Here is a 22043-nt window from a genome sequence, read left to right on the forward strand (position 1 = left end):
CTTTAATTCCATAGCTTTATTTCTAATTTTTGCAGTTATACTATCTTTATTCATATACAATAACCTCTAAAATATTTTCAATCTGTTCGGATATTCCAAATATATTCGCATATTTTCTTAATTTCCATATATCTTTACTATCTCTCTTCAGATAAAAATTCCAAGCTTTTGAAAATATTTCAGGATCTTGATTTTTTCGATCTCTAACAATATCACAAAGTGTTCTTTCCATATCATATACCGAAACTATATTACCTATCTCCGTTTTAACCTCAGTAATTCCCACTTCGTACCATTCTTTTTTTACATGATGAGGTATAACCATATCTTTTACTCTCCAAGTATTATATCCCTGATATACCGTAACCTCGTTAGTAAAAGGTAGTCTTTCCGTCAGACCATGTAAATAAAGCGCGGTTTGATAAGAATAAATGCATACCTTATGTTGAAGTTGGAAAATATATAGTTCATCATAATTATCATAGGAAGGATGAAGATAAACACCTCTTGCTACTCTTTCAAGTTCACCATTTCGAACCATATCTGTAAGATACCAAGAATCTATACTTTTTTCTGTAGCTTCTGATGCTGTAATTATTCCATTATTTTTTTTAATAATATTATTTATTTTTTTCTTGTTCATAAAAAAACTTCCTTTTGTGCTTTATTATATATAAAACAAAGCACAAAAGGAAGTAATAAATAGAAATCATATCAATTCAAATTTAATCATTTTTCCTTGTCAGTGGCACTAGAGCCTCCACATGATACGTCTTTGAAAACATATTGTACGGTGTGACTGGTCCTATTGTATATTTTTCACTTAATATTTTTAAATCACGTCCGAGTGTTGCTGGATTACATGAGATATACACGATTCTCTCTGGTTCCACTTGTAAAACCGTATCTAAAAATGCACGGTCGCACCCTTTTCTCGGAGGATCGATAAATAATGCATCGATATGTTTTTCGTTTACAATCTCTTTAATTTTCTCTTCAGCTTTACCTAATACATACGTCGCATTTTTTATGTCGTTTAACTTTGCATTGTCTCTTGCGTCCTCGACTGCACTTTCGACGACTTCTACACCAATTACTTCATCCACTTTGTCTGCTAATAATTGACCGATCGTACCAATACCTGAATACGCATCGATGACGACGTCTGTTTTTGTTAGTGCAGCTCGTTTGATTGCTTCACTATACATCTTTTCTGTAATATCGTGATTCACTTGATAAAACGATAAGTCTTTCACTTTAAATTGTTTTGTTAATAACTCATCTTTTATATATGACTTACCGTATCGTACGACTGAGTTGTAACTCGTGACGAGATTTGTTCTTTCAGTGTGAATGTTTTGAATGACACTTGTAATTCTAGCGTCTTGAACGAGTTCATCGACTAATGGTTTAAATGTATATGATTTACTATTCGTAACAAACACGATTTGTATTTCACTGTCATCGTGATTAGAACGGATGATTAAGTGCCTTAAAAACCCAGTATGTTTCTCTTCATTGTAAATTGAAATGTCGTATTTTACTATCAGTTTTCTTAACACTTCGATGATCTCGTTATGACTTCTTTTTTGAATCATACAATGATCGATATCGACGACGTCTTTACCATTTTTTTGAAATTGACCGATGACCACTTTACCACGCTGTTCTCTCACTGCAAACACTGTTTTATTTCGGTAATAATATAGTTCGTCAAGTTCAACTGTATCGTTCACTTCTATATCTTTAATATGACGTCTTAACGTATTTAAAACCGCTTCTTTTTTAAAGTCTCGTTCCTCGGTTTCATTCATATGTTGAACGTGGCATCCACCACAGATGTCATAATATTTACACGGTGGATTTACACGATTTTCACTTCTCGATAAAACATCTACTACTTTCCCCTGACTAAACTTATTACCAGTCTGAGTGAGTGTATATGTAATTGTTTCATTTCTTATAGCACCATCTAAAAACGCGAGGTGATTTTCTTTTACAACACCTCTACCGTCATGTGTGTATCCTGACACTTTACTTTTATATATATTATCCATATTATCCCCTGTTTTCTCTTTTAAAAATAGATGAAATTAATTATAATATTTATATTAAGATTTGGGAGGGTATGTTGTGAGAGCGAGTGGTTTGATGTTATGGGTTCTATTTGCATATATTCTTTTTACTGCATTTGAACTTGGCTTACCAGCAATCATTATGACTGGTGTCTCATTTTTTATTGCGTTAAATTTTACCCTCGTAAGAAATACGCATATTGAAGCATTTAACGAAAAACATAAAACGACGTTCGATGAAGAAATCGAGTCGATTAAAAATGAACAAAAAAACGAAGAATAACCAAAGCGGTTATTCTTTTTTAATTCTTACTTTAATGGCTTGTTGTAAATTTTTAAAATGTGCAGGTAACACACCACCGAGTTCTCCGTCTAAATTTAACTGTACTTCTTCGAAACTCGAGACATATAGCTCTCTTGATTTAAAGTATTTTACTTTATCGTGCTTTAAATGCTCCCCACGCATCGCAAGCGTTAAAACGTGTGCAAGCTCTGCTAAATTGACCTCTTCTAATATTAAAACCGAAAAATATCCGTCGTCTAACTCAGCATCTGGTACGAGTTGTTCAAATCCGCCAATCGAGTTTGTTAAACCGATTAAAAACAACATAACACGTCCTGTGTAAACATCATCATCGTGTTCAATTCGTATTGGGAATGATGTAATTTGCGGGATAAGTTCAATTCCTTTTACGTAATATGCAAGAGATCCGATAACTGCCTTTAAGCGACTCGGTGCTTCGTAAGACACCTCTGTAATCTTACCGCCCCCACCGATATTCATAAAGTATTTACCGTCCATGAGACCTAAATCTATCGCAAATGGTTCACCTTCAATAATATAGTCGAGCGCTTCAAAAATATCGCTCGGTATACCAAGCGCTCGTGTAAAATCATTTACTGTTCCCATTGGGATAATCCCAAATTCAGGTGGAGTCTCATGCTGAAGTAGACCGTTAATTACTTCGTTTACTGTCCCGTCACCACCAACCGCAATGACTAAATCAAACTCGAGTTCACATGCACGTTTTGCAGCAACAATCGCATCACCCATACCAGTCGTTCTATGTGCACTCGCAATGTACCCTGCACGCTCTAAACGTTCGAGAATTTGAGGAAGTTGTTGCTCAAACACTTCTCGCCCTGCCGTCGGATTATATATAATACGTGCTGTTTTCATAAGCTATCACCTACGCATATTTGATCGTACTAACAATATTTGCTCATGTTAATGAAAAATATTTTTAAATATGGTATTATCTAATCTAGATAATTGTATCATATATAATATAGACATTAAAAAATTACGAGGAGATTTGATGAAAAAACTAATTATTGTCCTACTTTCACTAGTATTTTTATTTTTATTATACTTAAATTTTTTACACGAAAATAAGAGTAACGTAGATAATAATAACAATACTAGTCAAGTAGAAAATTCCAGTAACAGCGATAACCAAAAAGATAAAAACGATCACACGAACAAAGAAGATGACGGAAAAGAAGAAGCTTCTACATCAGAAAATAATGTTTCAAGTGAACCACTTAGATTTAATGAAGATGTCATCCAAGATAAGTATGATGCAAACATTCAAAACAACGAACCGTTAACGGTCGATGTTGTATTACCGACGTATTATAGCGATGCATTCATGAACGATTTAAAAGAAGCATTTAACAATACGACGATTGAATTTAATCGTATCGATATCGATGTTAATTCTGGTCAACTTGCACAGTTAAACATTAATGACAGTGCTGATGTCGTGCTGTTAAGCGCACTCCAAATTCAAGACTATAACGAAGAGGTCCTTCCAAGTCACGACTTACCAAACGTATTACGTATGTATATGTCGCTACTTGAAGCAAATAAGACAGCTGTCATTTTAAGTGAACCAAACGCACATGCGCATGTTAACTTACAAAACGTATTAGAAGATGATCAAGCATTTATGAGAGAGAACGATTATTTCTACGTTGATAATAGTAGAATAGAGATCGATGACATGTATGATTACGATCAAAACGTATTAACTCGTGAAGCTGAAAAAGAAGTTGCTAAAAATATTAGAGACTTCTTCTTACAATAATAAAAGACTTTGCACCTAAAGTTTAGGTGCAAAGTCTTTTTTTAAATATTATCTCTTATTAATTTCTTCTAAAAGAATCTTGTTAACCATTTGTGGGTTTGCTTGTCCACGTGATTTTTTCATAATTTGTCCTACTAAGAATCCAATCGCACGGTCTTTACCATCTTTAAAGTCTGCGATTGATTGAGGGTTCTCATTGAGTACTTCTTCGACCATTTCACCAAGTACTGCTGGGTCTGAAATTTGTTCCATACCGAGCTTTTTAGCTGTTGCTTTTGCTTCTCCACCGTTTTTAATTAATTCAGAGAATAATTTTTTCGCTTGTTTACCTGAAATTGTACCGTCTTCAATAAGTCCGATCATTTCAGCTAAGTTTTTCGGTGTAATTTCTGTGTCGTGAAGTTCTACTTGTTGTTTGTTTAAGTGCTCGTTCACACTTGTCATGATCCAGTTTGATGCAAGTTTTGGATCTGCTTTATGTGTTTCGACCATCTCGTTAAAGAAGTCTGAGTGTTCTTTTGTGAGTGTTAAAATATCTGCGTCATATTCTGGTAAACCGTACTCTTCTAAGTAGCGTGTTTTTAACTCGTCTGGGAGTACTGGAATACTTGCTTTTACAGATTCTCTCCACTCGTCACTAATTCTTACAGGTCCAAGGTCTGGATCTCTAAAGTAACGGTAATCATCTGCTGTTTCTTTAACACGCATTAAAATTGTTTCGCCAGTTTTTTCGTCAAAACGTCTCGTTTCTTGTTTGATTTCTCCACCTGACATTAGGACTTGTTGTTGGCGTTTTTCTTCGAATTCTAAACCTTTACGTACGTGGTTAAATGAGTTTAAGTTCTTTAACTCTGTTTTCGTACCGAATTCATCTTGTCCGTATGGACGAATTGAGATGTTCGCATCCGCACGTAATGATCCTTCTTCCATTTTAACGTCAGAAACACCTGTATATTGGATGATCGATTTTAGTTTTTCTAAATATTTGTATGCCTCTTCAGGTGTACGAATATCTGGTTCAGATACGATTTCTACAAGTGCTGAACCATGACGGTTTAAGTCGACGAGTGAATGGTCGTCTTTATGGACTGATTTACCAGCATCCGCTTCTAAGTGTAGACGCGTGATACCGATTTTTTTCTTTTTACCATCCACTTCAATTTCGATATGTCCGTGCTGACCGATTGGTTCTTTATCCTGCGTAATTTGGTACGCACTCGGGTTATCTGGATAGAAGTAATGTTTTCTGTCAAATCGAGTAACAGATGGAATTTCCATATTTAAAGCAAGAGCTGCTTTCATTGCGTACTCGATTGCTGTTTTGTTAACGACTGGTAACGCACCAGGATGTGCAAGCTCCATAACAGAAAGGTTTGTATTTGGTTCTGCACCAAAGTGTGAAGGTGCACCTGAGAATACTTTTGATTTTGTATTTAACTCGACGTGTACTTCGAGTCCGATTACTGTTTCAAAATGCATTTATTTAACCTCCAATGTGAGATTTTTTAATTCATCGTGAAGATTAAATTGTTGTTCGAATTTATACGCAGCATTGTAAATCTTACTTTCTTCGTAGTGATTTCCAATGATTTGTAATCCGATTGGACGATTATCTTCAGTTAAGCCACACGGTACTGATAATGCTGGTAATCCTGTTAAGTTCGCTGGAATTGTTAAGACGTCTGTCATCCACACATTGTCGTCTGGTTTACCAAATTCATGTGCTGGTGCAGCTGTTGTTGGTGTTAAGATGAGATCGAATTTCGATAAAACTTCCGCAAATTCTTCCATTACTAAACGACGTACTTTTTGCGCTTGTTCGAAGTAATCTTCAAAATGACCTGCTTGTAACATATACGTACCTAAAATGATACGGCGTTTTACTTCGTCACCGAAACCTTCTCCACGTGTTTTCTTATATAAGTCTTCTAAGTTTTCTGCTTCAGCACGGTAACCGTAACGAATTCCGTCAAAGCGTGCTAAGTTAGAAAATGCTTCACTTGAACTTACGATTTCATAAATTGAAATGACTTTGTCTAAATGATCGATACTGACTTCTTCAACTTCAGCACCGAGTGATTTAAACGTTTCAACTGCTTTTTCAATGCTTTCACGTACTTCAGCGTTAACGTCTTCTGTCATTAATTCTTTAACGACTGCGATTTTCATACCCTTAATATCGTTATCGATGTTTGTTAAGAAATCCGCTTCTTTGTCCGCAGTTGTACCGTCAAACTCATCGAGTCCACTTAAAACGTTTAAAAGCATTGCGTTGTCTTTTACTGTCTTTGTAATTGGTCCAATCGTGTCAAATGATGAACCGAATGCAATGCCACCAAAGCGTGACACTCTACCGTATGTTGGTTTCATACCAACGACACCGTTAAAGCTTGCTGGTTGACGAATCGAACCACCAGTATCAGTTCCAAGCGCTACTGGGACAAATCCTGCTGCGACTGCTGCTGCAGAACCACCTGATGATCCACCTGGAACGAGCTTTGTACTCCAAGCGTTTGTCGTTTTCTTATAATAAGACGTTTCAGTAGTAGATCCCATCGCAAACTCGTCTAAGTTAATTTTACCGAGACTGACTGTTTCTGCGTCCTTTAACTTTTTAACGACCGTCGCGTCGTTAATTGGTGTAAAGTTTTCAAGCATTTTAGATGCTGCTGTTGTCGTGATCCCTTTTGTTAAAATGTTGTCTTTAATACCAACTGGTAAACCAAAAAGTTCACCTGTCATTTCATCTTTTGCTTGTAATTCATCAAGATGCTTTGCTTCTTTTAATGCGTTTTCTTTCGTTAATTTGATGAACGACTGAATGTTACTGTCATAGTCTTCAATATGTTTATATAATCCTTCAACGACTTCTGAAGGTGTGAGTTCTTTTTGCTTAATTTTTGATACGATTTCTTCAACCGTTAAATGATGAATGTTAGTCACAATGTCCCTCCTAGGAAATCATTTTTGGTACTTTAAATTGTCCGTCTTCTGTTGATTCTGAGTTTAATAACGCATCTTCAATCGATACTTGATTGTTTGGCTCGTCTTCACGTACGACGTCATAAATTTCTAACGCATGTGTTGCTGGTTCAACGTCAGATAAGTCCATATTTTTTAAAGCCTCTGCACGTTCAACGATGTCTGAAATAGACTCGGCATAAAGCGTTGCCTCATCTTCAGTTAATGCAACTTTCGCAACGTCTGCCATCTTTAGTACTTCTTCTTTTGATACTGTTGGCATAAATATCCTCCTTTTTAAAACACGTATTATTTTATCAAAATATACGTTTCAATTCTATTGTTTGTTATTCTGTAATATAAAGTTCCGTATTCTCTTCACCGTCAGACGTAATAATAGAATACACTTTTGACTTATCTTGAATCTTTGCTTGAACTTTTGTACCTTTAAAATGTTTTTCGACAAGTTCATACACGAATTGGCTTAAACCGACCATTTCACCACGTGACTCGTATTCAAATGGTATTTCAATTGATAACTCGTCGAGTTTACCGTCACGAATTACACCGCGTCCAACACTTGTAGAAAATGATTTAAAGTAACTTTCGAGTTCTCGGTTAAATGCACGATATTCGCTATTTACTTCTTCTGGTACTGATTCATTATTTGATGGTAGTAAAACGTTCTGTTCATCGATCGTTTCAAACTTAGGAATTTCTTTTGCACCTGGTTCAACAACCGCGTAGGATACGAAGTTACCAGGTATAATATCCGTTCCCTTTGATTGGATAAAGATCGCAAATACGACTTTTTTATCGACATAATCACTGTTTTCTCGAAGTCTCTCTAAAATTTCACGCGCCATATCTTCGCCCTCTTTTTGAACGACTTCTAAATCTAAATCTTTTTGATATGTCGTTCCATACTGCTCTTTTTGATATAAGTACTCACTGTTCATTGCAAGTCCGAACGTAATCCCTTCGAACGTCTGATTACCTTCTTCGTCAATTTTTAAGTAATCTTGTTCAAGTATATGAGATAAGTAAAGTGGCGCGTTCTCTGCAAGTTTTTCTGGATCTTCTTCTCCGTTGTTTGATGGGTTTAACCCTAAGTTACTAAATGCACCTGTCCTTTTAAGTGTTGCTTCATCCATCTCATCGATTTGCTCTTTCGTATATTGACGTTTTAAATACTCTCGCGTCATTTTCTCAGACATAATTTGTCCTTCACGAAACACGTATTCATCTGTAGGGAAGAACCTTTTTGATTGTTCAAAAAGTCCTTTTTCAAAAGCTTCCATGTTATATGTTGAAACCATATTAGAACTTGTTAACCCGCGTGCTGGAGAGAGTTCGTATGGTAAGACAGATTGGTAATAATCGCTTGAAATACTTTGTGTGACACTATCTTGTACATCTTCATTTCGTACTGTTTGAACGTTATTGTTATTTTCATCGTTATTTTCTGACGCATTCTCAACGTCGACAGACGTATTCGAACATGCCGTTAATATCGCTGTACCAAACAACGTACTCATTACAAGTTTTTTCATCTGCTATTCGCCCAACCTTTCGAGTAAATCCGCTTCACTCCATACAGTAATTTCTAACTCTCTCGCACGATCTAATTTAGACCCAGCATCACTACCAGCGACGACGACATCTGTGTTTTTAGACACACTACCTGTCACTTTTCCGCCATTTAACTCAATTTTTTCTTTTGCTTCGTTACGTGTTAATTCTTCTAGTTTACCTGTTAACACAAACGTCATCCCGTCAAACTGTGTACTTTCTTGTTCTTCAACCTCTTCAGTCATATTTAAACCTGCTGATTTTAGTTTTTCAATAAGGTGAATAAAATCATCGTTTGACGTATACGTTACAACAGAATCTGCGATTACTTCACCGATTTCAGGAACTTCCATCAACTCGTCTTTTTCAGCAGATAAAATATTATCCATCGTTAAAAATCTCTCCGCAATTAAACGTGACGCCTTTTGGCCGAGAAAACGAATACCAAGACCAAATAATAATTTTTGAAGTGGTGCTTCTTTACTCGCTTCGATTGCGTTTAAGAGGTTCTCCGCTTTTTTATGTCCCACGCGGTCTAATTCTATAAGTTCCTCTTTTTTAAGCGTATATAGATCTGCGACGTCTGAAATAAGTTTTGCATCGTATAACTGATGGACAAATTTCTCACCGAGTCCGTCTATATTCATTGCCCCTCGAGATGCAAAGTGAATAATATCTTCTACGATTTGAGCCGGACATTTCGGGTTAATACAACGAATCGCTACTTCTTCGTCTAACTTGACCGCTTCATGACCACATGACGGGCACTGTGTCGGTGCTTTATACACTTCTTGATTTGTACGTTCTTCGTACACGACACGCACAACTTCCGGGATAATATCTCCGGCTTTATGGATAATTACCGTGTCGTTAATACGAATATCTTTTTCCTCGATTAGCTCATGATTATGAAGTGATGCACGTGCAACAGTCGTCCCAGCGACACGCACTGGTTCTAAAATTGCCGTCGGTGTAATGACACCTGTACGACCGACTGTCAGTTCAATGTCTATAATTTTCGTTTTTGCTTCTTCAGCTGGGAACTTATACGCAATTGCCCATTTTGGCGAGCGGACAGTATAACCAATCTCTTCTTGTAAGTCTATGTTATTCACTTTAATTACAATACCGTCGATTTCATACGGTAACTCATTACGGTGCTCTTGCCAGTAGTTGACGTATTCGATCACCCCGTCGATATCTTCTTTCACTGCGCGTTCTTTATTTGTTTTAAATCCTAACTTATCGAGCTGATCGAGTGCCTCACTTTGAGACGTGACCCCTAATATGTCCGCGCGTGGTGTCCCGTATAAAAATATAGATAAATTACGTTCACTCGTCAGTTTTGTATCGAGTTGACGTAAACTACCTGCTGCAGCGTTTCTTGGATTTTGGAATACTTGTTCATTATTTTCTTCGCGACGTTTATTTAACGTTTCAAATGCTTTTTTTGGCATATACGCTTCACCGCGTACTTCAAATTGTGCATTTAAATCTGTTGACAGAGGAATCGCTCGAATCGTTCTTAAGTTATCAGTAATATTTTCACCAACAGTACCGTCACCACGTGTGGCACCTTGGGAGAATTTACCGTCTTGATATAAAAGCGATACTGCAAGACCGTCGATTTTTAATTCACACATATACTCTACTTTTCCGACCGCGCGTTCTACTCTATCGTTAAATGCACGTAAATCTGCTTCGTTAAACGCATTAGATAAAGATAACATCGGCGTCTCATGTGTGACTTTTTCAAACTTATCAAGCACCACGCCTCCGACTCTAGAAGTTGGAGACGTGTCGCTTTTTAGCTCGGGATACTCTTCTTCAAGTTGAACTAATTCATGGAATAACTTGTCATACGTCTGATCCGGAATTGAAGGGTCATCTAAAACGTGGTATTCATAATTGTACTGCGTCAGAAGTTTTTCTAATTCTCGCATGCGTTTTTCCATTTGTTATCACTCTTTCTTTTCAATTGGTGCGAATTTCGCAAGTAAACGTTTCGGACCAACTTTTGAAAATACGATATCGAGCTCCTCACTGTCACCTGACCCGTTAATTGCTGTAATCATACCGTCACCAAACGTTTTGTGTGTCACTTTATCGCCGACGTTAAATGTTACGCCACTATTATCTGTAAACACTTGGCTTTTACTACGTGGACGTTTCTTACTGTTACTACTACGTCCGTCGTATACAGAAATGAGGGATTCACCTTCAACTAAATCTGCTGGTATTTCTGACCAGAATTGGCTTTCCATTGCGTTATTTGTTCGACCAAATATAGTACGTGACGTCGCACGTGAAATGATTAAGCGCTCCATCGCACGTGTAATCGCGACGTACATAAGTCTGCGCTCTTCTTCGAGTTCTTCTTCAGTATCCATCGATCTATATGAAGGAAATAGCCCTTCCTCAAGACCAACAATGAAAATCACTTTAAACTCGAGTCCTTTAGAGGCGTGGATTGTCATAAGTGTGACAGCATCTGTATCGTCAACACTATCTTGATCACTAACGAGTGCCATATCACTTAAGAAGTCAAACAACAGTTCGTCACCAATCGTATGTGTTTCATCAAATTCTTTCGTTACTGTTTTAAACTCTTCCAAGTTTTCTATACGTGAATTACTTTCAAGTGTGTTTTCACGGATAAGCATATTTAAATATCCAGTGTCGTGGAGTATTTCATCGACTAAATCTGTGATAGACATAAACTTAGATTTTTCTTTTAAGTTTTCAAGCACACTTAATAATTGTGCTAGGTTTTCAGCGTTTTTCTTTGATAGACCGATGAAATCCGCGTCTTTAATTGCGTCGTATATACTCGAGTCCAACTGGTTCGCATGTTGCTTTAACGTGTCGATTGTCTTCGGACCGATTCCTCGCTTAGGTGTATTAATAATACGTTCCATTGCGATATCATCGTAGATATTTAAAACGACTTTCATATAACTCATTAAGTCTTTAATTTCTTTACGTTGATAGAATTTCATACCACCAACCATATTATATGGCAGGGATGATTTTACGAGTGCGTCTTCGATTGCACGCGACTGTGAGTTTGCTCGGTACAATACAGCCATGTCGTTAAAACTATATCCTTCATTTTTAAGTTTTTGAATCTGTTTAACGACGCGCTGTCCTTCTTCTCGTTCGTTTTGAGAGACGATCGATGTTATTTTTTCACCTTTACCACGACTCGTCACTAAGTTTTTAGGTACACGACTCGTGTTGTTTTCGATGACGTTATTCGCTGCGTCTAATATGCGCTGATGCGAACGGTAGTTTTCTTCAAGTAAAATCGTCTTTACGTTATCGTAGTCTTTTTCGAAGTTTAAAATATTCATAATATCTGCACCGCGGAATTTATAAATCGACTGGTCACTGTCTCCGACGACACAAATATTTTCATATTTTTGACTGAGCATATAGACGAGCTGATATTGTGCATGGTTCGTATCTTGATATTCATCGACATGAATATATTGAAATTTCGTTTGGTAATAATTCAAGATTGCTTCATCTTTTTGAAACAGTTGTATCGTCAGCATAATTAAATCGTCAAAATCTAGCGCACTGTTCCGATATAAAATTTCTTGGTATGCCGTATATATATCTGCGTTTAACTTTTCTCTAAAATCATATGCGTTTTCTTTCGCTTCTTTTTCAGTAATTAATGCGTTTTTAAAGTTTGAAATAGCATTTAAAAACTGGCGGGGCGGATATTGTTTTTGGTCTATATTCATCGATTTTAAAACATCTTTTACGACATTGAGCTGATCTGTCGTGTCTAAGATTGAAAAACTTCTATCGTAGCCGAGTTTATCGATATCTCGCCTTAAAATTCTAACGCACATCGCGTGGAACGTTGAAATCCACATTTTAGATGTGTCTTCGTCGATTAGTTTGTCGACACGTTCTTTCATTTCTTTCGCTGCTTTATTTGTAAACGTGATCGCTAAAATGTTGTAGCTCGGCACATCTTTTTCTTCAATTAAATATGCGATACGATGCGTTAACACACGTGTTTTTCCACTTCCAGCTCCCGCCATAACGAGGACAGGGCCTTCTGTTGTCGTAATTGCTTCATATTGCGCTCGGTTCATTAAAGATAAATCCATTACTCTACCTCATTTGTCGTTTTTAATGCTTGAGTAAAGTCATCGTAAATTGAATTACCGACGACTAACGTATTTGCGAAAGGTTTTCTTTCTTTAAACTCTTCACGATTTTTAATTCCACCACCGTAAATAAGATGGCTATTTTTAAGTTGTGAATGTATATGTTTTAACGTGTCTACGTCGATCAATTTCCCACTGCATTCGATGTATAAATACTTTGACTCATATAGCTTATCAATCATATTTACAAGACTTGTGAGTGTTTCTTCATCTGGTAAATAGCACTCCGCCTTGTTAAACGCTTTACACTCTTCATTTAAAATTATATATGGCAATATCGAAACTTCGTCGTAATCGATAAGATCGTGAAATTCTTGTAACGCTTCAACGAGTAGTCCGTTATGATACTTAATATTCGTCGTATTAAACACAACTGGGATGAAATAATGATCGAATCCACCGATGACAGATTCAGTGTTAGATATTTCAAGTGCGAGTGGAATACTAAAACGTCTCACGCGCGCGAGTAAATCTAAAACGTTGTCTTCAGTGACATTATCTGTTCCACCGACGACGATTAAATCTGTTTTACTTTCAGCTAACCGTTCTAAATGCTCATCGCTAATCTCTTTCGCTGGATCTAATTTAAATATATGTTTTACGTCGTTTAACATTCGTTTCCTCCATAAAATCAATATTATAATTATAGCATTTTTTTACTATGCATTCTAAACGTACGATAGTCATCCACGAAAAAAACCTAGACAATGTCTAGGTTTATTCTTCTAATCCGACGCGTTCAAATATACGGTCTACTGATTGTAAATAATGTCTGTTATCAAACGCATCATCAATATCTTCTTGTGATAAATATTTCGTGATTTCTGCGTCGTTTTCTATTAACGGTTGTAGAGCTTGTTTACCCTCCCATGCTTCCATCGCACGTGGTTGAACGAGGTCATATGCTGCTTCACGTGATAGTCCTTTATCGATTAAACCGAGCATGACGCGCTGAGAGTTCACAAGTCCATATGACGCGTTAATATTTGCTTTCATATTGTCTTCAAAAACGACTAAGTTTTGAATAATATTTTTAAATCGATTTAACATATAATTTGTTAAAATCGTAACGTCTGGCAGCATAATACGCTCTGCACTTGAGTGAGAGATATCTCTTTCATGCCATAACGGTACATTTTCAAACGCTGGCGTCATATACCCACGAATAATTCTAGCGATCCCTGTAACGTTTTCTGAGCCAATCGGGTTACGTTTATGTGGCATCGCACTCGAACCTTTTTGTCCTTTTCTAAACGCTTCTTCAACTTCACGCACTTCACTACGTTGTAAATGACGGACTTCTACTGCCATCTTTTCAATAGATGTTGCGATTAACGCAAGTGTCGAAATATAAAATGCATGGCGGTCGCGCTGTAACGTTTGTGTCGATACACGTGCATAGTCTAAACCGAGATGTTTACAGACGTACTCTTCAATTTCAGGTGGAATATTCGCAAAGTTGCCGACTGCTCCACTCATTTTACCAACTTCAATATCTTTTCTCGCATATTTAAAACGCTCTAAGTTGCGTTTCATCTCTTCATACCATAATGCAAGTTTAATACCGAACGATGTAGGCTCTGCATGAATACCATGTGTTCTACCCATCATTAACGTGTATTTATGTGCTTGCGCTTTATCTTTTAAGACGTCTAAAAATGCATTTAAATCTTTTTCGATAATTTCGTTTGCTTGTTTAATTAAGTACCCTTGTGCCGTATCGACGACGTCTGTTGACGTAAGACCGTAGTGGACCCACTTTTTCTCAGGCCCTAACGTTTCAGAGATTTGACGCGTAAACGCGACGACGTCGTGGCGTGTTTCTGCTTCAATCTCTTTAATTCGGTCGATGTCGATTTTAGCATTTGGACGGAGTTGTTTTACTTCATCCATTGGAATTTCTCCAAGCTCTGCCCACGCTTCTGCTGCTAAAATTTCAACTTCTAACCATGCACGAAATTTGTTTTCTTCTGTCCAAATATTGGCCATTTCTTCTCTAGTATAACGAGGAATCATATCTATACGTCTCCTTTTATCGTTAATCGATTAATTTACCTTCAAATACTATTTCTTGGTGACTCACTTCAATCCCGTTTTCAGTTTCCTTAAAGACAGGCTTTTCTATACGTCTCACGGGCGTATATCCTTCGCTTCTCATTTGCTTTAACACAGATTCAATCGTATCGTTCTCTGTAACTTCAAACTTTTTCTTTTTTAATTGTTTTTTATTTTTCATTAGTACCGACTTCTTCTAAAATTTCTTCTACATCTTCAACGTCATATGACGCAACTTCACGATTTCGTACACCTTTTGTCCAGAATCCACCGTGAATAGATTTTGGCTCATATGACACGATAAATGCATTCGGATCAAGCTCAATAATCGTATTTATAAGTTTTTTCTCGTGGCGTCTCGGCGTTAAAATTTGCATCGTCGTACGTTCACCGTCACGTCCATAACTGTACCCGTGCGTAACACCGTAGCCAAGTTCTCTTAACTGCATCGGCAAATCTTTATCTTTTTCTGCAGTTATTGCATTGACGACTTGATATCCTAAAGCAAGCTTTTCTTCGATGCGGATACCGACGAGTATCCCTGTACCAAAACCAAACGCATACGCAAGTATGTTAATCGGCTTATCTAAGTTATCTAACACTAGACCAAGTCCGATAATATAAATGAGCGTTTCAAAAATACTCACTAACGCAGCGACGTACTTATATCCTTTTAACGTCGAAATCGTACGCATCGTTAAAAACGAGACGTAACATATGTTGATTAAAAAGATTGTAAGTACCATCAGCCATGCGTTTTCACTAATTAATTGTAACAATAATTATTCCTCCATGTATTTCGGTTTAAGGTATCGATGATACGGTTTGTCTCTTTTATGTTGACTCGTCTTATATAAATGAATGATACGATCAAACGCCGCTTCAGGTACTGTTTTACCTTCTAAAAAGTCATCGATATCTTTATAACTCACTTGAAGTGCATCTTCATCGCTTAACAGTGGGCGGTCGGATTCTAAATCTGCTGTAGGAACTTTTAAATATAAATGTTCTGGACAATTTAAATATTTTAAAATTTGTTGTCCTTGACGTTTGTTTAAACCAGTTAAAGGCATGACGTCTGCTGCGCCGTCACCAAACTTCGTATAAAATCCAGTTAACGCTTCTGCTGCGTGATCCGAACCGAGTACTACACCTTTACGGTCTGCAGCAATCGCATATTGTGCCTTCATGCGTTCACGTGCTTTTTCATTACCAATCACGAAGTCATTAATATGAAACGATGCATCGTTTAGTGCTTTTACACTCGCATCGACGGCATTTTTTATATTGATTGTGACGTCAAAATCTGGATTTATATAAGTAATAGCGTCGTCGACGTCATTCATATCGAGCTGTGTACCGTACGGTAAACGCACACCGTAAAAATGAATCGTATGACCTTCTTCACGTAACTCTTCGACTGCCATTTGGGCGAGTTTTCCGAGTAATGTTGAGTCTTGACCGCCACTTATACCTAAGACGAAACTTTCAATAAAGTCGTGGTGGTATTTATAGTTTTTAAGAAAATCGATGATTTCACGTACTTCTCTCTCAGGGTTGATGTTTTCTTTAACATGTAACGCGTCTATAATTTCTCGCTGAATATTATGCATTAATATCACGCTCAGCAATCGATTCGATTAATGACTTTTTATCTTCCCATAATTGTAAGCTTAAATCGACTGGATAAATTTGTGGGTTTAATAGACGTCTATTTTCTTCCCATAATTCATCTAACGCTGCTTCACATAATTGACTCATTTCTTCAATAGATGGTGACTCATATACGAGTTGTCCGTTGACAAAAATATCATGTAACTTTTTCACTGCTGTAAAGTTCTTAACGTATTTACGTTTAACTGTATGCACAGGGTCGAACATAAATAACGGTTCACTATAATCGATTTCCTCACCGACACGAGTAATATAATCACCTTCAGATTTTTTCGTCTCATTATTAATAATACGATACACTTCTTTTTTACCTGGTGTCGTCAACTTTTCGACGTTTCCTGAAATTTTCATACGGTCGACTAACTGGCCATTTTCGTCTTCAATTGCAGATAGTTTATATACTGCACCAAGCGCAGGTTGATCGTATGCAGTAATTAGTTTTGTACCAATACCGTAACTATCTACTTTAGCACCTTGCGTGAGTAACGACTGAATTGTGTATTCGTCGAGGTCATTAGATACGATGATTTTTGCATCTTTAAATCCAGCGTCATCTAACATCTTTCTCGCTTTTTTAGATAAATACGCAATATCTCCAGAGTCTAAACGAATACCGATAAAGTTAATTTTGTCACCGTATTCTTTTGCGACACGAATCGCTGTTGGAACACCAGACTTTAACGTATCGAACGTATCGACTAAAAAGACGCAGTCTTTATGCGTATCAGCATATGCTTTAAATGCTGAATAGTCATCGCCAAACGTTTGAACGAGCGCATGGGCATGTGTACCTGTAGGCTTAATACCGAACTTTTTAGCAGCGCGAACGTTTGACGTACCGTCAAATCCACCAATGACTGCAGCGCGTGCGCCCCAAATTGCCGCGTCAAACTCTTGTGCACGACGTGTACCAAATTCCATCAGTTGATCATTCGGAACGAGTTCACGAATACGGCTTGCTTTCGTTGCGATTAGTGTTTGGAAGTTGATGATATTTAAAATAGCCGTTTCGATCAGTTGACACTCTGCAAGTGGTGCGTCCACTTGGAGTATCGGCTCGTTATTAAAACAAACGTCCCCTTCTTTAAACGCACGAATTGTACCTGTGAAACGAAACTCTCTTAAATAGTTAATGAATGCTTCGTCATAACCAAGTGTTTCTAAATACTCGATATCTGATTTTGAGAATCTAAGATTTTTTATATAGTCGATAATACGCTCAAGTCCAGCAAATACAGCGTATCCATTTTTAAACGGCATCGTTCTAAAATATGCTTCGAACACTGCACGTTTATTATGAATATCTTTATCAAAATATGTCTTTGCCATATTGATTTGATACAAATCTGTGTGTAACATATAACTGTCGTCTTTAAACATCGTTTAACCCCTTACTTAGAAGATGAATTTTTATTTTTAAATTTTTTATAGATTACATACATTATATATGAATTGGCGGGTGAATTAAATGAGATTTACTAGTTTCAGAGCACGCTTCGTCGTTTTATCTATCATCGTTTGTATAAGTGGATTCTCTCAAGGTATGTTACTCCCCTTAATATCGTTTATTTTTGAGTCACGTGGTATTAGTGCGACGTTAAGTGGGTTCCATACTGCTGGATTATATCTCGGTGTATTTATATCTAGTTTCTTAATAGAAGCACCGATGAGAAAATACGGATATCAAAAACTCATTATATTCGGTGGACTATTTGTCGGTGTATCGTTGTTTTTATTCCCCATTTTAGATTCAATTATGTTTTGGTTTATATTACGCGTAATTATCGGAATTGCAGATAACGTATTACATATGTCAACACAAACGTGGCTCACATCAACAACACCACAACATAAAATCGGAAAAGTTATCGCTGTGTATGGTCTATTTTTCTCGTTAGGATTTATGATTGGACCAAAAGTTGCCGACTTAGTCGTTTATGGGACTCACGTTCCGTTTGTTTTATCGAGTGTGATTACAATGCTTGCATGGCCGCTAATTTTCACATTAAAAGGTGCGAGCGAAGCAAAACCAGATAGTGATAATGTACCAATTACGTTATTATCAACGTTAACGAACTTTAAAACAGTTATCGTGTACGGCTGGGCAGCACTAATGTTCCCGATGTTATACGGGTTTTATGAGAGTTCTTTAAACTCAAACTTCCCAGTATTTGCAATGCGAAATGGCTTTGAAATTAGCCAAGTGACTTGGATTTTACCGATGTTTAACTTAGGTGCTATTTTATTCCAACTTCCAATCGGTGCACTCGGAGATCGAATGGGGCGTGGCAAACTACTCACGTGGTTAGTCGCAATCGGAAGTATCGGATTTTTACTAATGGAACTCAATAAAGAATCATTTTTCATGCTGACAGCACTATTTTTAATGACCGGAGTTGCGTGTGGATCGATGTATAGTCTTGGACTTGGCTATTTAACAGATGTCATTCCACGTACACATATAGCTGCAGGGAACTTACTTATCAGTATTATATTTTCTATCGGAAGTATACTCGGACCAGTATTTGGTGGATCGTTAATCAGCCTATCAAATGGCACGTTATACTTCTCATTCTTTACAGTTGTAATGGTTCTCGTATTAATCGGAAACTTAATTTTCCGTTATCAACTCAAAAATAGAACGAATTTCTAATTCGTGATAAAATAAAATTAATTAGACAATAAATAAGGAGTTTATTCAATGACAGTAAAAGTTTTTGGACATAAAAACCCGGATACAGACACAATCACATCTGCGATCGTAGCAGCAATTATTGAACGTGAACTCGGTAAAGAAGCGACAGCTTACCGACTTGGAGATTTAAACAAAGAAACAGAATACGCGTTAAACTATTTTAATGTGGAAACACCTGAATTATTAGATTCAGTTCAAGAAAATGACGAAGTCATGCTCGTTGACCATAACGAGTTTCAACAATCTGCAGACGGTATCGACAAAGCAACAATTATTAGCGTCATTGATCACCACCGTGTAGCAAATTTTGAAACGAATGCTCCACTCTACTTTAGAGCAGAGCCTGTCGGTTGTACTGCGACGATTTTAAATAAGATTTGTAAAGAAAACAATGTCACAGTAACAAAAGAAATGGCTGGTTTAATGATGTCAGCAATCATTTCTGATACGTTATTATTAAAATCACCAACGACGACTACTGAAGACGAAGAAGCACTTCACGAACTCGCAACAATCGCAGACGTGAACTATGATCATTACGGTTTAGAAATGTTAAAAGCAGGTGCTTCAACGAAAGATAAAAGTGCACAAGCACTTATCACTGGAGACGCGAAAACTTTTGAAATGGGCGATAACAGCGTAAGAATCGCTCAAGTAAACGTCGTTGATTTAGATGAACTTTTCGAAAGAAAAAATGAACTCGTCGATGAAATCAAAAAAGAAAGCGACAGAGAAAAGTACGACCTATTCATTTTAGTCGTAACAGACATCTTAGCGTCAGACTCTAGAGTCATCGCAATCGGAGAAAACAACAAAGTCATCGAGCGTGCATTTGACGTTGCACTAGATGACAACGAAGCGTTACTCACAGGAGTTGTTTCTCGTAAAAAACAAGTCGTTCCAAACATCGAAAAAGCATTCCAATCATTATATGAGTAAAAATAATATCATAACCTTCTAGTATTATAAAAATACTGGAAGGTTTTTATTTTGATTTCACTTTATATATTTAACAGTAATTTTTCAATTAGTGTTTTATAATAAAAATAATTAAAAAAACGGAGATGTTGCCTATGGAACACATTCATGTTGAAGTAGATGAAATTCTGTTTTATAGATACGAAATAATAGTAGAAGAAGGAAGCTATCCTATGACGACAACTATTCATTACAAACACCATAGAAAGTTATTTGAAGCGACATTTAGAACTTATCGCGGGATGCAACATGTATCTTCAATCATACAAAAAGGAAATTCATATAAACCATCTAATGTTATAGAAGGCATTAAGTATATCGAGCCAAAAGTCCAGTGCTATGTCTATGATTCACCTGACGAAAAAGTAACTGTGTATAGTAACGTTGACCCTACTGTAAAGGAGTTGGACTAAGATAGATATTAAATTCGAATATAAATATATCGAAAATACGCTCGTTAATATGTATATGACAATTGATGGAGTAAATTATTATACGAGTTTTTCTGAAAACACTGTTTCTAAAAATAAAATTGAAATCGTATATGACTTAGCTTTTAGAGATATTCCGCAATATGAAGACGAAGAGTTTCAAAGTGTAGGTACATTTACGATTACGTTCGATATAAAAGAACACGATTTTATTATTGAATCGCACACTGAAATTGAGGAGGCGTCTGTCACGACGAATCGAAATTTAGAGAATGTATATTTTACGACAGATGGAGACGTCGTTATATTCGTTCAAACAGATGCGAAACCTAAGATGAAATTGGATTTATACTAAAAAATGTCTGACTCTTAATTGAGCCAGACATTTTTGTTTAATCTTTTTTTAAAAACATCCGATTAAATATAGACGTCTTTCCAATCGGCAATTTTTCTATTGAACATGTGTCTCTAACCAAATATTCTTTGTTGTTTAACGCATTGTTAAATGTAACTTCGTCGATCCAATTTGAATGTTTTTTTTCATCAAAACAATCCGGATGAATAATTTCTCTCGTTGAATTATCTATAATCACTCGCTCGGACTTGCTCGTCTTATCGACCACTGGGATAAATAAAATAATAATTGCAATGATTAATAAAACTATTGTACGTTTTTTCATCGGTTTAGAATTTATCCTCGATAAATAATATTGCTTGTTTCTGATGTTCGATTGCTTTAATTAAATGCTCAGCGAGTTTTGTCGTCGTAATTGCACCCACTCCACCTGGTACTGGCGTAATGTAACCTGCAACTTCTTTAACCTCGTCGTACGCAACATCTCCGACAAGTTTTCCTTCTTCGTTAAAGTTAATACCAACGTCGATAACGACAGCACCTGGTTTAACATGCTCTTTACGAATTAAATCTACTGCTCCAGCAGCACTCACAATAACATCTGCATTTTTACATTTGTCGACTAAGTCGTCTGTATATAAGTTACACGTCGTTACTGTTGCATCTCTATTCATCATGAGTAACGATAACGGCTTACCAACGACTGCACTTGCTCCGACTACTGTTACGTTTTTACCTTTTAAATCGAGGTTGTAGTAATCAAAGAACTCCATCACCGCTGCTGGCGTACATGGTTCTAAACGGTCATCTGCGTTCGTTAACACTTTACCTAAGTTCATAACTGTTAACCCATCGATATCTTTAAATGAACGCATTAACTGCGCAGCTCTCGTAATATTAATATGTTTTGGAAGTGGTTGTAATAAAAGAATACCGTGGATTGAAAAATCCCAGTTAATCTCTTTAAATT

At 36.7% G+C, this 22043-nt stretch carries 23 protein-coding genes; 6 read left to right on the forward strand and 17 right to left on the reverse strand.

Translation table 11 applies throughout. From position 1 onward, the window contains the following. Positions 1 to 46 precede the first annotated feature (46 nt). Together BBS29_RS07700 and rlmD are read right to left on the reverse strand one after the other, a co-directional pair. Positions 47 to 643 carry a type IV toxin-antitoxin system AbiEi family antitoxin domain-containing protein gene (locus BBS29_RS07700; RefSeq protein WP_068131002.1) on the reverse strand — a complete coding sequence of 199 codons (597 nt, stop codon included), beginning with the start codon at positions 641 to 643 and terminating at the stop codon, positions 47 to 49. A gap of 82 nt (positions 644 to 725) precedes the next feature. Further along, a complete protein-coding gene (gene rlmD / locus BBS29_RS07705) occupies positions 726 to 2057 on the reverse strand; it encodes a 23S rRNA (uracil(1939)-C(5))-methyltransferase RlmD (RefSeq protein WP_068131005.1) in 1332 nt (443 codons plus the stop codon). Positions 2058 to 2133: 76 nt separating this feature from the next. Here rlmD and BBS29_RS07710 point away from each other — a divergent pair, with 76 nt between their 5' ends. Beyond that, positions 2134 to 2358, forward strand: coding sequence for a hypothetical protein (locus tag BBS29_RS07710; RefSeq protein ID WP_068131008.1), 225 nt, complete (start codon positions 2134 to 2136; stop codon positions 2356 to 2358). Between the two features lie 9 nt (positions 2359 to 2367). Here BBS29_RS07710 and BBS29_RS07715 read toward each other — a convergent pair whose 3' ends face one another. Next, a complete protein-coding gene (locus tag BBS29_RS07715; RefSeq protein ID WP_068131011.1) occupies positions 2368 to 3255 on the reverse strand; it encodes a diacylglycerol kinase in 888 nt (295 codons plus the stop codon). A 139-nt stretch (positions 3256 to 3394) separates the two neighbouring features. Between BBS29_RS07715 and BBS29_RS07720 the strand changes: the two genes are divergently transcribed. Then, complete coding sequence (locus tag BBS29_RS07720) at positions 3395 to 4165, forward strand: hypothetical protein (protein WP_068131014.1); 771 nt, start codon at positions 3395 to 3397, stop codon at positions 4163 to 4165. A gap of 48 nt (positions 4166 to 4213) precedes the next feature. Here the strand turns inward: BBS29_RS07720 and gatB are convergent, their stop codons facing one another. From gatB to BBS29_RS07780, 12 genes are all read right to left on the reverse strand, one after another. Continuing rightward, on the reverse strand, positions 4214 to 5644 hold the full coding sequence (gatB, locus tag BBS29_RS07725; protein ID WP_068131022.1) for an Asp-tRNA(Asn)/Glu-tRNA(Gln) amidotransferase subunit GatB: 1431 nt from the start codon (positions 5642 to 5644) through the stop codon (positions 4214 to 4216). Further along, positions 5645 to 7108 carry an Asp-tRNA(Asn)/Glu-tRNA(Gln) amidotransferase subunit GatA gene (gatA, locus tag BBS29_RS07730; RefSeq protein ID WP_068131026.1) on the reverse strand — a complete coding sequence of 488 codons (1464 nt, stop codon included), beginning with the start codon at positions 7106 to 7108 and terminating at the stop codon, positions 5645 to 5647. 10 nt (positions 7109 to 7118) lie between these two features. Beyond that, entirely contained in the window at positions 7119 to 7409 is a 291-nt protein-coding gene (gatC, locus tag BBS29_RS07735) for an Asp-tRNA(Asn)/Glu-tRNA(Gln) amidotransferase subunit GatC (protein ID WP_068131028.1), read from the reverse strand. Positions 7410 to 7473: 64 nt separating this feature from the next. Continuing rightward, positions 7474 to 8679, reverse strand: coding sequence for a CamS family sex pheromone protein (locus tag BBS29_RS07740; protein ID WP_068131031.1), 1206 nt, complete (start codon positions 8677 to 8679; stop codon positions 7474 to 7476). 3 nt (positions 8680 to 8682) lie between these two features. Further along, positions 8683 to 10653 carry an NAD-dependent DNA ligase LigA gene (gene ligA, locus BBS29_RS07745; protein ID WP_068131032.1) on the reverse strand — a complete coding sequence of 657 codons (1971 nt, stop codon included), beginning with the start codon at positions 10651 to 10653 and terminating at the stop codon, positions 8683 to 8685. A 6-nt stretch (positions 10654 to 10659) separates the two neighbouring features. Then, entirely contained in the window at positions 10660 to 12825 is a 2166-nt protein-coding gene (gene pcrA / locus BBS29_RS07750; RefSeq protein ID WP_068131035.1) for a DNA helicase PcrA, read from the reverse strand. Beyond that, positions 12825 to 13499: a heptaprenylglyceryl phosphate synthase gene (locus BBS29_RS07755; protein WP_068131036.1), complete on the reverse strand. Its 675-nt coding sequence runs from the start codon at positions 13497 to 13499 to the stop codon at positions 12825 to 12827. Before BBS29_RS07755 ends, pcrA begins: the two co-directional genes overlap by 1 nt. A gap of 103 nt (positions 13500 to 13602) precedes the next feature. Next, on the reverse strand, positions 13603 to 14901 hold the full coding sequence (purB, locus tag BBS29_RS07760; RefSeq protein ID WP_068131040.1) for an adenylosuccinate lyase: 1299 nt from the start codon (positions 14899 to 14901) through the stop codon (positions 13603 to 13605). Positions 14902 to 14923: 22 nt separating this feature from the next. Beyond that, entirely contained in the window at positions 14924 to 15121 is a 198-nt protein-coding gene (locus tag BBS29_RS07765; RefSeq protein ID WP_068131043.1) for an NETI motif-containing protein, read from the reverse strand. Further along, positions 15111 to 15686, reverse strand: a complete 576-nt coding sequence (locus BBS29_RS07770) for a DUF2179 domain-containing protein (RefSeq protein ID WP_068131072.1) — start codon at positions 15684 to 15686, stop codon at positions 15111 to 15113. The genes BBS29_RS07765 and BBS29_RS07770 overlap by 11 nt, the downstream gene beginning before the upstream one ends. 36 nt (positions 15687 to 15722) lie before the next feature. Beyond that, entirely contained in the window at positions 15723 to 16553 is an 831-nt protein-coding gene (gene nadE, locus BBS29_RS07775; RefSeq protein ID WP_068131046.1) for an ammonia-dependent NAD(+) synthetase, read from the reverse strand. Further along, positions 16546 to 17994, reverse strand: coding sequence for a nicotinate phosphoribosyltransferase (locus BBS29_RS07780; RefSeq protein WP_068131050.1), 1449 nt, complete (start codon positions 17992 to 17994; stop codon positions 16546 to 16548). Before BBS29_RS07780 ends, nadE begins: the two co-directional genes overlap by 8 nt. Before the next feature lie 88 nt (positions 17995 to 18082). Between BBS29_RS07780 and BBS29_RS07785 the strand changes: the two genes are divergently transcribed. The 4 genes from BBS29_RS07785 to BBS29_RS07800 all read left to right on the forward strand — a co-directional run bounded on the left by BBS29_RS07785 (position 18083) and on the right by BBS29_RS07800 (position 21073). After that, positions 18083 to 19267 carry an MFS transporter gene (locus tag BBS29_RS07785; protein WP_068131053.1) on the forward strand — a complete coding sequence of 395 codons (1185 nt, stop codon included), beginning with the start codon at positions 18083 to 18085 and terminating at the stop codon, positions 19265 to 19267. Positions 19268 to 19315: 48 nt separating this feature from the next. Then, positions 19316 to 20248, forward strand: coding sequence for a manganese-dependent inorganic pyrophosphatase (locus BBS29_RS07790; RefSeq protein WP_068131056.1), 933 nt, complete (start codon positions 19316 to 19318; stop codon positions 20246 to 20248). 134 nt (positions 20249 to 20382) lie between these two features. Next, the gene (locus BBS29_RS07795) at positions 20383 to 20700 is read left to right on the forward strand and encodes a hypothetical protein (protein ID WP_068131060.1); all 318 of its coding nucleotides are present in this window, start codon (positions 20383 to 20385) and stop codon (positions 20698 to 20700) included. Between the two features lie 55 nt (positions 20701 to 20755). Next, positions 20756 to 21073, forward strand: coding sequence for a hypothetical protein (locus BBS29_RS07800; RefSeq protein WP_102167670.1), 318 nt, complete (start codon positions 20756 to 20758; stop codon positions 21071 to 21073). A gap of 37 nt (positions 21074 to 21110) precedes the next feature. Here the strand turns inward: BBS29_RS07800 and BBS29_RS07805 are convergent, their stop codons facing one another. Together BBS29_RS07805 and BBS29_RS07810 are read right to left on the reverse strand one after the other, a co-directional pair. Then, on the reverse strand, positions 21111 to 21398 hold the full coding sequence (locus tag BBS29_RS07805; RefSeq protein WP_068131067.1) for a hypothetical protein: 288 nt from the start codon (positions 21396 to 21398) through the stop codon (positions 21111 to 21113). A 4-nt stretch (positions 21399 to 21402) separates the two neighbouring features. Beyond that, positions 21403 to 22043: bifunctional 5,10-methylenetetrahydrofolate dehydrogenase/5,10-methenyltetrahydrofolate cyclohydrolase (locus BBS29_RS07810; protein ID WP_068131068.1), on the reverse strand; the 641-nt coding region annotated here is incomplete at its 5' end.

Origin of the sequence: Nosocomiicoccus ampullae (genome assembly GCF_001696685.1) — a bacterium.
Taxonomy (GTDB): Bacteria; Bacillota; Bacilli; order Staphylococcales; family Salinicoccaceae; genus Nosocomiicoccus; species Nosocomiicoccus ampullae_A.